We start from the raw sequence: 10531 nt of genomic DNA, 5'->3' as shown, positions 1-10531 counted from the left end.
AACACAACACACCACAGGCGGCAACGCCACGGGGGACTTATGAAGAAGCTTACTTTGGGGCTTGCTGTCGTTGTCGGGACCATTCTGGCCGGCGGGGCGCAATCTGCCGATCTCTCCACCGGCGATTATTGCCCGGTGGCCGGGAATGCCAAACTTCTCACCATCGAAAACAACGCCACCCTCACCAATGAGGTCGTCCGCCTCATGGATGAGGCCGTCGCCGTTGCCGACAGCCCGCAATGGATCAACTCGGGTCGCCCCGCCTTCGTCTGGGCCTCCGAGGCCAAGGTCGCCTGCGGCAAGGCCTATGGCTATCTCCAGTCCGCCTACCGGGATGAGGACTATCTGAACAAGTGCGAGTGTTTCCACTCGCGCATGGTTCGGTACATGTATTGATCTGCCGTAGATCCGGGTGCCTGGTGTCCCGATGAGAGTGTCTTCCGAGCCGTTGCTGCGCCCTGAAGCAATTTCAGGACAAGTGGAAACCGGTTTTCCGTCCGGAATTGCTCAAAAGCGCTCTGGTGATCGCGCGTTTTCGCTCGCGCGTCTGACGCGGCCTCTTGCGGTCTGCGCCATGCTGGCTCTCGCCGCCTGCCAGTCATCCGGCGTCGAAGACACGCTCAATGTCGAAGACAGCAAGGTTGCATCCTCCGCAGCCGGGCTCGAGACCGTTGGCTCCGGGCCCGTGACAATCGGCATGGTCACCGGGCTTGCAGGCGCCGCGCGCGCCTCCGAACGCGATTACCGCGATGGCGCGAAGCTCGCCGCGCAGCAGCTTGGCGGAGATGCGGTCACGCTCGCCATCTACAACGCGCAAGCCAATGCCTCAGGCACGAAAACTGCGGTTGATGCGCTCGTCGAACGCGGCGCGAAGATCATCATCGGCCCGGCGCAGGCCGGTCTTCTGAACGCCGTTCCATCGGGCGGCAATCCGCCTGTGGTGGCGTTCGTCACCAATGGCGCTCAGCGCAAGAACGGCGTCTTCGCCTTCCTGTCGGATGCGGTCGACAGCAGCATCGAGGCTGCGGCCTACGCCATTGGCGCGGGCCGCAAGAAGATCGTGATCGTTCATGCTGCTGATGCAGATCAGGCCAGTCTTGCGCGCCTGCGTTCCGGTATTTCTGCCAAAGGCGGCACGGTCATCGCAGACATTCCGGTCTCGGCAAACTCCACGAGCGAGCTTGCATCCAGAGCCGCGCAGCTTCAGGGGGCGCAGGCCATCGTTCTTGCCCCCGGTCTGCGTTCGCCGGCAGCCACGCTGGCGGGGCTTCGCGCCACCGGCGCATTGCCGGCCAGCGCGCTCATCCTCGCCACGCCCGACTTTCCGCCCGGTCCCGCAGGCGCAGGCGTTCTCATGTGCCGTGTCGACCAGCTGGCCGTCGGCGAGATTACCGAGCGCTTCCGCACCGAATTCGGCAGGGCCATGTCGCGGGATGCGGCCTATGGTTTCGATGCCGCAGCCCTCGCCATCGGCATCGCCCGCGCCAGAGGGGCTGCCGGGCTGACAAGCGGCACGCTCACCTCGCGCTCCGGTTTCCGGGGCGTGCTTGGCTCGTTCCGCTTCTCGTCATCGGGCGCGGTCGAGCGCAACTGCTCCATCTACCGGGTGGAGGGCAATGCCTTCAAAATGCATGATCCTGCGCCCAACGGCTTCTGATCTTGGCCTTTTCTTGCCCTATACCAAAGGGGCCTTGGCATTCGAGTAAAACGCCGCTTAAATGATTTCCGGGAGTGAACTGGAAAATGCATTCGGTCGCGTTGCGCGGCCACAATCGGGCGCGGGAGGCCTCGTTTGGCGAATTGCATTGCTGGCGCGGTTTCAGGGAAGATGGAGGAAAATCTCCCCTCTGGACCTGCCACAAATCAAGATGAGTGGGCGTTTCCCCGTTTCCATGAAACGGTGAGGGCAGCCGCTATGCGCATGCATGCCGCATCTTTGCTGTGCGCCCGGCGCAGCCACAGAAGCGTTCAGCACATTTCATCCGGTTTTCCGGTGTCGTCCCGGCGCTTCATGCCGAAGCAGACCGCCGGGCACGCCAATTTGCCGGACGCGCCAATGGCGCCAATGGATTGTCCTGCCATCTCGTTGATCCATGTGAAGGAGCAGGACGGATCGTAACCTAGGATTCCGGCCCGCAGGCGCGGGCGCGGCCCAAGGCAAGGGAGGAATATATGACCGAAGTCTCGATGACGGTGAACGGCAAGGCGGCGCGCGCCTCTGTGCCGGACAATACGCTTTTGGTGGATTTCCTGCGCGAGCATCTGCGTCTCACGGGCACGCATGTGGGCTGCGACACCAGCCAGTGCGGGGCCTGTGTCGTTCATGTCAACGGGCGCGCGGTGAAGAGCTGCACCACGCTCGCTGCGTCGGCCGAAGGGGCCGAGGTCACCACAATCGAGGGGCTGGCCAATGGCGAGCTTCATCCCATGCAGGCGGCTTTCAAGGAAAATCACGGTCTGCAGTGCGGCTTCTGCACGCCCGGCATGATCATGTCGGCAACCGACATGGTTGCCCGCTATCAGGCCGCCGGCAAGGAACTGACCGAAGAGGCGATCCGCCACGAGCTGGAAGGCAATATCTGCCGCTGCACCGGCTATCACAACATCGTTCGGGCCATTCAGGATGGCGCGGCGAAGATGGCCGCAGGCTGAGGGAGGATAGACATGACGGAACAAGGCATTGGCGCGCGCGTCCTGCGCAAGGAAGACAAGCGCTTCATCACCGGCAAGGGCCGTTACACCGACGATATCCGCAATGAGCGGCAGGCCTATGCAGCCTTCGTGCGCAGCCCCCACGCCCACGCGAAGGTCACCGGCATCGACAGTGCCGAGGCGGAGAAGATGGACGGCGTGATCGCGGTCCTCAACGGCAAGCAGCTCACCGGTGATGGCATCGGCAATCTCATCTGCGGCTGGGCCGTCAATTCCAAGGATGGCAGCCCCATGAACATGGGCGCCTGGTCGGCGCTCGCCACCGACAAGGTGCGCTATGTGGGCGATGCGGTTGTCCTCGTGGTGGCCGAAACGCAGGCGGCCGCCCGTGCGGCGGCGGAAGCGGTGGTCGTTGATTACGAGGAGCTGCCGGCAGTCGTCCACGCGGTCGACGCGCTGAAGGACGGCGCGCCGCAGGTGCATGAGAATGCGCCCGGCAATTTGATCTTCGACTGGGGCATCGGCGAGGAGGCAGCGGTCGACAAGGCGCTTTCGGGCGCAGCCCACGTTACCGAGCTTGAGATCGTCAACAACCGCCTGTCGCCCAATCCGATGGAACCGCGCTCGGCCATCGCCACCTATGACGAGGCGGAGGATCACTACACGCTTTACACCACCAGCCAGAACCCGCATGTGGCGCGGCTGGTGCTGTCGGCCTTCTATCAGGTTGCGCCGGAGCACAAGCTCCGGGTCATCGCGCCGGATGTGGGCGGCGGCTTCGGCTCCAAGATCTACATCTATCCCGAAGAGATCGCCTGCCTCTGGGCGTCCATGAAGACGAAGCGCTCGGTCAAATGGACATCGAGCCGTTCCGAGGCGTTCCTGACGGATGCGCATGGCCGCGACCATGTCTCCACCGCGCGCATCGGCTTTGACGAGAACAACCGCATTGTCGGCCTCAAGGTCGATACGGTCGCCAATCTCGGCGCTTACATGTCGCTGTTCTCCTCGGCGGTGCCGACCTATCTCTACGCGACGCTGCTTTCGGGCCAGTACGACATCGCCAACATCTACTGCAATGTGCGCACGGTCTACACCAACACCGCGCCGGTGGATGCCTATCGCGGCGCTGGCCGCCCGGAGGCGTGCTTCCTCGTGGAGCGGATCATGGAAACGGCGGCGCGGGAGCTGGGCGTCGATCCGTCAGAGCTGCGGCGCGCCAATTTCATCAAGGCGTTCCCGCACCAGACGCCCGTCATCATGACCTATGATGCGGGCGACTTCGCCGCCAATCTCGATCAGGCGCTGGAGGCCGCGGATTACAAGGGCTTCCCCGCCCGTCGCGAAGAAGCGGCCAAGCGCGGAAAGCTGCGCGGCATCGGGCTCGCCTCCTATATCGAGGCCTGCGGCATTGCCCCTTCGGCAGCCGTCGGCTCGCTGGGTGCGGGCGTCGGCCTTTGGGAAAGTGCGGAAGTGCGGGTCAATCCCGTGGGCACGATCGAGGTTCTCACCGGCAGCCACAGCCACGGGCAGGGACATGAGACCACTTTTGCCCAGGTGGTGGCCGAGCGTTTCGGCCTGCCCATCGAGAACATCCAGATCGTTCATGGCGACACCGACAAGGTGCAGTTCGGCATGGGCACCTATGGTTCGCGGTCCGGTCCGGTTGGCCTTTCGGCCATCGTCAAGGCGCTCGACAAGGTCGAGGCCAAGGTCAAGAAGATCGCCGCCCATGTGCTGGAAGTTTCCGAAGACGATCTGGTCGTTGAGAATGGCGAGGTGAAGGTCGCCGGCACGGACCGCGCCATGGCCTGGCACGAGGTTGGCCTTGCCGCCTACACGGCGCACAATCTGCCCGCCGGCATGGAGCCGGGGCTCAAGGAGGGCGCGTTCTACGATCCGGAAAACTTTACTTTCCCGGCAGGAACCTATGTCTGCGAGGTGGAAGTCGACCCGGAAACCGGCGAGACGAAAATCATCCAGTTCGTCGCGTCCGATGATTTCGGCACCATCATCAACCCGATGATCGTGGAAGGCCAGGTGCATGGCGGCATCGCCCAGGGCGTTGGCCAGGCCATGCTTGAAACCGTGGTCTACGACGAAGAAGGCCAGCTCCTTTCGGCCAGCTACATGGACTACACCATGCCGCGCGCCGACAATGTGCCGAGCTTCGTCATCCACCATCATTCCACCAAGAGCCCGTCCAACCCGCTCGGCATGAAGGGCTGCGGCGAGGCCGGGGCCATCGGCACGCCGCCGGCGGTCATCAACGCCATCACCGATGCAATCGGCAACAACGATCTCCAGATGCCGGCCACGCCGCCGCGCGTGTGGGCGGCGTTGCAGGCTGCCTCAACCAAGATCGCTGCAGAATAGGGAGGCCTGCCATGTATGACGTAACCTATCACCGCGCCACCAGTGTCGACGATGCAGCGGAGAAATTCGCCGCAGCCTCCGACGGGCAGCTTCTTGCCGGCGGGCAGACCCTGCTCCCCACCATGAAGCATCGGCTGGCGGCTCCTTCAGACCTGATCGACCTGCGCGGCATTGCCGATCTCGTGGGCGTCCGCGTGTCCGGTCGCAGCGTCACCATCGGCGCGATGACCACGCATGCGGCCGTCGCCGAGAATGCTGAGCTCGCAAAGCTCTGCCCGGCCATCGTCAAGCTCGCCGGCGGCATCGGCGATCCGGCGGTGCGCCATCAGGGCACGATTGGCGGCTCCATCGCCAACAATGATCCTGCGGCGGACTATCCGGCAGGCCTCATGGCGCTTGGCGCGACGATCCACACCAACCGGCGCGAGATCGCTGCGGATGATTTCTTCACCGGGCTGTTCTCCACCGCGCTCGATGAGGGTGAGATCGTCACGGCGGTCAGCTTCGACGCGCCGGAAACCTGCGGCTACGCGAAATTCCCGAACCCGGCCTCGCGCTATGCGATGACGGGCGTTTTCGTCGCGAAAGGCGGTGACGGCGCGGTGCGTGTGGCGGTCACCGGCGCAGGCTCGGATGGCGTCTTCCGCCATGAGGGGCTTGAGCAGGCTCTTTCGAAAGACTGGTCTTCTGCCGCCGTGGATGGCGTGTCCGTCTCCGCCGATGGCCTCATGTCCGACATCCATTGCGATGCCGCCTATCGCGCCAATCTCATCAAGGCCATGGCCAAACGCGCGCTCGCCTGACCGGGATCACGAGATGCAAAAAAAGGCCGGACGTCTCGCGCCCGGCCTTTTTCGTTGTAAGTGTTCAGCCGTTATGTGTCTGAGAGCCCGTCTGCCCGGACTGGGAGTCCCCTGCAGGTGGCGGCGCGGCTTCGGAAACCTCCCGCGCAACGGTGCGGTCGCGTCCGTCGTTTTTGGCCTCATACAGATAGCCATCGGCCCGCTTGAACAGCGTGCCAAGCGTGTCCTGCGGAGCCTTCTCCGCCACGCCGAAGCTTGCGGAAAGGTCGATGCCCTTCTGCGTCAGCGGAAAGTCGTCGGCTGCAAGGTTCCGGCGCAGGCGTTCGGCCATGTCGCGTGCGCCGGCGAGGTCGGTGTTGGGCAGGAGCAGCGCGAATTCCTCGCCGCCGATCCGACCCACAATGTCGGTGGACCGCGCCGTCTCCAGAAGCATCGCGCCGAAGACCTTCAGCGCCGCATCACCGGCACTGTGGCCATGGGTGTCGTTCAGGAGCTTGAAGTGGTCGAGATCGCACACGATGAGCGACATGGCTGCTCTGCGCCGCGAATTCACAAGCCTGTTGGCGCGTTCCTCGAAACCACGGCGGTTCAGAATGCCCGTCAGCCCGTCACGGTCGCGATCGCGCCGCAGGTCTTCCATCATGTCGGTCAGAATGGTGGCGAGCACGGCCAGCGCCAGCATGGCCCCCAGCACCGAGAGCGAGAGCTGGAGCGTCTGCCAGAACAGTGATCCATCCGGCGCAATGCCGTCATGCGCTATCGCGGGGCCGGTGGTGAAAAGCGTGCGCGGAAAGAAGTGAATGGCGAAGACCAGCAGCACCCAGAAGAGCACCCGGTCCGCAGCACCTGCGCCCTTTGCCGGCCGCAGGCGCAGGGCGTTGACGAGCAGAATGGCGCCGTAGCCGAAATTCTGCACATAGATGCGCATCAGCAGGCTTGGCTCGACATAGGAGAAATACCAGAGCGGCGCCATGATGGCGATCATCAGAGCGATGCCGGCTAACAGGCTGAGCCGTTTGCCGGCGCGTCGTAACATGCCGTCGCTCGCCAGCAACACGGCCAGCGTATAGAAAAAGCCGGAAAACAGCACATTCGGACCAGGCCCCGCCGGCCATTCCAGAAGCTGCAAGGTCATGCCCACGCTCAGAAAGGCGCAGGCGGCTGCAAGAATGGCGGAATTCAGCTGCCGCCGGTCCACGAGCCACACCCAGACGAAGCCGAGGGCGAAAAGGAGCATGATCGCAGGACCGACAAAGCCGGTCATGTTGATCGCAGGGGTGTTCTCCATCATGCTTTCCAGGCGTGTCGCGAAAGGGTTTCGCAGGGGCGAAACGTTCGAAGTCTCCAGAGAACTTCCCTAATGTCACATTCATAACAAAGCCTGAAGGCCTTCTTTTCATACTATCCCACGTTGTTTCCGTGCGCGCGCACCCGTCTGTGCCAATGCTCCGCCGGCGCAGGCCATTGGCCCTTTTCGCGCGGATCGGATAAGTGGCTCTGGATCGCCGTGGTTCATTCGGATCCGCCGCGATCCAGGCGGTTGATGCAAGTCCGGTTTTTCAGAGCGTGGGGGACGCATGGAAGAGTATTTGATCCTGGCGGTCGCGGCGTTCTTTGCCGGCACGCTCAACACGGTCGCAGGCGGGGGCACGTTTCTCACCTTCCCGGCGCTGGTCTATACGGGCGTGCCCGTCGTTGCGGCAAACGCGACAAGCGCCGTCGCCGTGTTTCCCGGCTATCTGGGCGGCGCGCTGGGCTTCCGTTCGGAGCTCGCGGCTTTCGACCGGTCCAGGCTTCTGCGCATTGCCGGCCTCACGGCCATTGGCGGGCTGATCGGCTCGCTCCTGCTGCTGGTGTCTTCCAACGAAGCGTTCTCGATGGTGGTGCCTTTCCTGCTGGCAGCCGCCACGCTCATCTTCGCCTTCGGCGCCCGCATTCAAACCTGGGCGCGCCGCCACGGTTCGGGCGGTGGCGAGGCAGGTGAGGGGCGGATCAGCACCCTCGTCGTCTCCATCTATGGCGGCTATTTCAATGGCGGTCTGGGCATTGTCCTGCTCGCCCTGTTTTCGCTCTGGGGCATGCGTGACCTCAACACGATGAACGGCCTGAAGAACGGTCTGTCCTTCATCCTCTCGGCCATCTCGGTCGCCACTTTCGCGCTTGCCGGCATCGTTGCATGGCCGCAGGCGCTGGTGATGATGGCAGCCGCCACCATTGGCGGCTATGCAGGTGCGCCGCTGGCTCGCGCGCTGCCGCCTGCCGTGGTGCGCGCGGTGGTCATTCTGGTCGGAACGGTGATGAGCCTGGTCTTCTTTGTCAGGCTCTTTTAAGCCGACTTATCGCCCTGCCGCTTCCCACACCACGTGCCCGCCGCCAGCGCGCCGAAGTAACCCTGCTCGGCCGGCCGGCTATAGCCGCCGCTACGCGAAAACAAAACTCCGACCGGATAGACGCTCACATTGGGTTCCCTAAAACGCAAAAGGCCCCGACGGGAACAACAATATTCCCGGCGAGGCCCAGATGCCAAAATCTTATTAGGTCTTAAGCCTATCTCGCGAAACGAAGCTGTCAAGGGCGTGTCGAGAGGATTGTCTCTCGCGACGTCAGTTGTGTTGGAAAAGCCCCGATAGATAGGCGGCTATGAGGAAATCGGCGTCCTTCAATGATAATTTATTGACAAAATATCTGGAAATGTTTTCTTTTGATTGGGAGGCCGCTCATAACGCGCGGAAAACATGCGTCTGTCGTCAAACTGGACTAACAGTTGGGGCCAGATGCAGCCGGGTTCAATGAGACATCTCGGCCTACCCTTCAAATGGGAGCACCTATGCCGCAGCTCGGACAGGACACGTTACTGGAAATTCGTTCACTCGCCGTCGAATTCGGCTCGAACCGGGTCGTGGACGATCTGAGCTTCAGGGTCGCGCCGGGGCGCACGCTGGCCATTGTGGGTGAGTCCGGTTCCGGCAAATCGGTCACCTCGCTCTCCATCATGCGGCTGATCGATCACATGAACGGAACCATCGCCAAGGGCGAGATCCTGTTTAATGGCGGTGACGGTCCGGTCGATCTCGCCAAGGCCCCGGTCGAAACCATGCGCAAGGTTCGTGGCAAGGACATCGCCATGATCTTCCAGGAGCCGATGACCTCGCTCAACCCGGTCTTCACCATCGGCGACCAGATCACCGAAGTGCTGATGCTGCATGAAAGCGTTTCCAGAAAAGAGGCGCTGCGTCAGGCCGGCGACCTTCTGGAGATGGTGCGCCTGCCGGATGCCCGCGCGCTGCTGTCGCGCTATCCGCACCAGCTTTCCGGCGGCATGCGCCAGCGCGTCATGATCGCCATGGCGCTTGCCTGCAAGCCAAAACTCCTGATCGCCGACGAGCCCACCACCGCGCTCGACGTGACCATTCAGGCGCAGATCCTCTCCATCATCCGCGACCTGCAGGAAAAGCTCGGCATGGCGGTCATCTTCATCACGCACGACATGGGCGTGGTGGCCGAGGTGGCCGACGAGGTGGTCGTCATGTGGCGCGGCCAGAAGGTCGAGGAAGGCCCGGTCGACCAGATCTTCGCCAATCCGCAGCATGCCTACACGCAGACCCTTCTGTCCGCCGTTCCCACCCTTGGCTCCATGGCCGGCGAGAAATATCCCAAGCGCCTGCCGGTTGCCGTCATGGATGGCGAAACGCCCCGTCTCGTGGGCGAGGAGCATCTTCAGGACACCGCGCGCTACGATCAATCTCCGATCCTCACGCTGAAGAACCTGGAAACCCGTTTCGATATCAAGAAGGGTTTCTTCGGCGGCGTCACCCATCGCGTTCACGCGGTTGAAAAGGTCAGCCTCGACATCTGGCCGGGCGAGACCCTTTCGCTGGTCGGCGAGTCCGGTTCCGGCAAGTCCACCATCGGCCGCACCATCCAGCAGCTTCAGGAAGCGACCGGCGGCGAGATCTTCTTCGAGGGCAAGGCCATTTCCGCCATGTCGTCGGCCGAGCGTCACAGCCTGCGCCAGAAGGTGCAGTATGTCTTTCAGGACCCGTTCGCCTCGCTTGATCCGCGCCGCACGGTCGGCTTCTCCATCGCAGAGCCCATTGTCACGCATGGCCTGATCGAAGGCGCCGCCGCCCGGCAGAAGCGTGTGGATGAACTGCTTGAGCGCGTCGGCCTCAAGGCCGAGCATGCGCGGCGCTACCCGCATGAATTCTCCGGCGGCCAGCGCCAGCGCATCTGCATCGCCCGCGCGCTTGCCTCGCGGCCCAAGCTCATCATCGCCGATGAGGCGCTGTCGGCGCTCGACGTGTCGGTGCAGGCGCAGATCATCAATCTCTTGATGGAGCTGCAGGCTGACGAGGGCCTGTCCTACCTGTTCATCAGCCACGACATGGCCGTGGTCGAGAAGGTCAGCCACCGAGTCGCCGTGCTCTATCTGGGGCAGATCGTGGAGGCGGGGTCGCGCGAGGCCGTGTTCGAGCGCGCCACGCATCCCTACACGAAGAAACTGCTCTCGGCGGTTCCCATCGCCGACCCGACAAAGCGGCCCGACCGGCCCATGCTCGAAGGCGAAATCCCGAGCCCTGTGCGCAGGGTCGGCGACGAGCCCGAAATTCAGCCTCTGGTGGAGATCGCGCCCGACCATCTGGTCGCGCAGAACGCCGCAGGCTGATTGCTGGAACACAAACGCAGATGAAACGGAGGAC

At 63.2% G+C, this 10531-nt stretch carries 8 protein-coding genes; 7 read left to right on the top strand and 1 reads right to left on the bottom strand.

The features are described 5' to 3' along the window. The first annotated feature begins 39 nt into the window (after positions 1-39). The 5 genes from AC4PTT_RS17780 (at position 40) to AC4PTT_RS17760 (ending at position 5831) form a co-directional block, all read left to right on the top strand. Positions 40-396, top strand: coding sequence for a hypothetical protein (locus tag AC4PTT_RS17780; RefSeq protein ID WP_113152804.1), 357 nt, complete (start codon positions 40-42; stop codon positions 394-396). A gap of 178 nt (positions 397-574) precedes the next feature. Beyond that, entirely contained in the window at positions 575-1657 is a 1083-nt protein-coding gene (locus tag AC4PTT_RS17775) for an ABC transporter substrate-binding protein (protein ID WP_206554278.1), read from the top strand. Between the two features lie 515 nt (positions 1658-2172). Then, on the top strand, positions 2173-2652 hold the full coding sequence (locus tag AC4PTT_RS17770) for a (2Fe-2S)-binding protein (protein ID WP_113154102.1): 480 nt from the start codon (positions 2173-2175) through the stop codon (positions 2650-2652). Between the two features lie 12 nt (positions 2653-2664). Then, the gene (locus AC4PTT_RS17765) at positions 2665-5028 is read left to right on the top strand and encodes a xanthine dehydrogenase family protein molybdopterin-binding subunit (protein WP_206546890.1); all 2364 of its coding nucleotides are present in this window, start codon (positions 2665-2667) and stop codon (positions 5026-5028) included. 11 nt (positions 5029-5039) lie between these two features. Continuing rightward, positions 5040-5831, top strand: a complete 792-nt coding sequence (locus tag AC4PTT_RS17760; RefSeq protein WP_492161777.1) for an FAD binding domain-containing protein — start codon at positions 5040-5042, stop codon at positions 5829-5831. Positions 5832-5895: 64 nt separating this feature from the next. On the opposite strand, the gene AC4PTT_RS17755 is transcribed toward AC4PTT_RS17760, so the two are convergent. Continuing rightward, positions 5896-7119, bottom strand: a complete 1224-nt coding sequence (locus AC4PTT_RS17755) for a GGDEF domain-containing protein (RefSeq protein WP_492161776.1) — start codon at positions 7117-7119, stop codon at positions 5896-5898. A gap of 289 nt (positions 7120-7408) precedes the next feature. Between AC4PTT_RS17755 and AC4PTT_RS17750 the strand changes: the two genes are divergently transcribed. Beyond that, on the top strand, positions 7409-8161 hold the full coding sequence (locus tag AC4PTT_RS17750) for a sulfite exporter TauE/SafE family protein (RefSeq protein ID WP_432515886.1): 753 nt from the start codon (positions 7409-7411) through the stop codon (positions 8159-8161). Positions 8162-8658: 497 nt separating this feature from the next. Then, positions 8659-10497, top strand: a complete 1839-nt coding sequence (locus tag AC4PTT_RS17745; protein WP_222473784.1) for an ABC transporter ATP-binding protein — start codon at positions 8659-8661, stop codon at positions 10495-10497. The last annotated feature ends 34 nt before the right edge of the window (positions 10498-10531 follow it).

It is taken from the genome of Nitratireductor sp. WH36-1 (genome assembly GCF_058725515.1).
The sequence above is the reverse complement of the archived record's forward strand: the minus strand, read 5'-3'. Positions and strand labels throughout refer to the sequence as shown.

What these genes read in the sequence shown, in the direction of transcription:
- AC4PTT_RS17745 (WP_222473784.1), top strand. Translation starts at nt 8,659, where the DNA reads ATGCCGCAGCTCGGACAGGACACGTTACTGGAAATTCGTTCACTCGCC.
- AC4PTT_RS17775 (WP_206554278.1), top strand. Translation starts at nt 575, where the DNA reads ATGCTGGCTCTCGCCGCCTGCCAGTCATCCGGCGTCGAAGACACGCTC.
- AC4PTT_RS17760 (WP_492161777.1), top strand. Translation starts at nt 5,040, where the DNA reads ATGTATGACGTAACCTATCACCGCGCCACCAGTGTCGACGATGCAGCG.
- AC4PTT_RS17755 (WP_492161776.1), bottom strand. Translation starts at nt 7,119, where the DNA reads ATGGAGAACACCCCTGCGATCAACATGACCGGCTTTGTCGGTCCTGCG.
- AC4PTT_RS17780 (WP_113152804.1), top strand. Translation starts at nt 40, where the DNA reads ATGAAGAAGCTTACTTTGGGGCTTGCTGTCGTTGTCGGGACCATTCTG.
- AC4PTT_RS17750 (WP_432515886.1), top strand. Translation starts at nt 7,409, where the DNA reads ATGGAAGAGTATTTGATCCTGGCGGTCGCGGCGTTCTTTGCCGGCACG.
- AC4PTT_RS17770 (WP_113154102.1), top strand. Translation starts at nt 2,173, where the DNA reads ATGACCGAAGTCTCGATGACGGTGAACGGCAAGGCGGCGCGCGCCTCT.
- AC4PTT_RS17765 (WP_206546890.1), top strand. Translation starts at nt 2,665, where the DNA reads ATGACGGAACAAGGCATTGGCGCGCGCGTCCTGCGCAAGGAAGACAAG.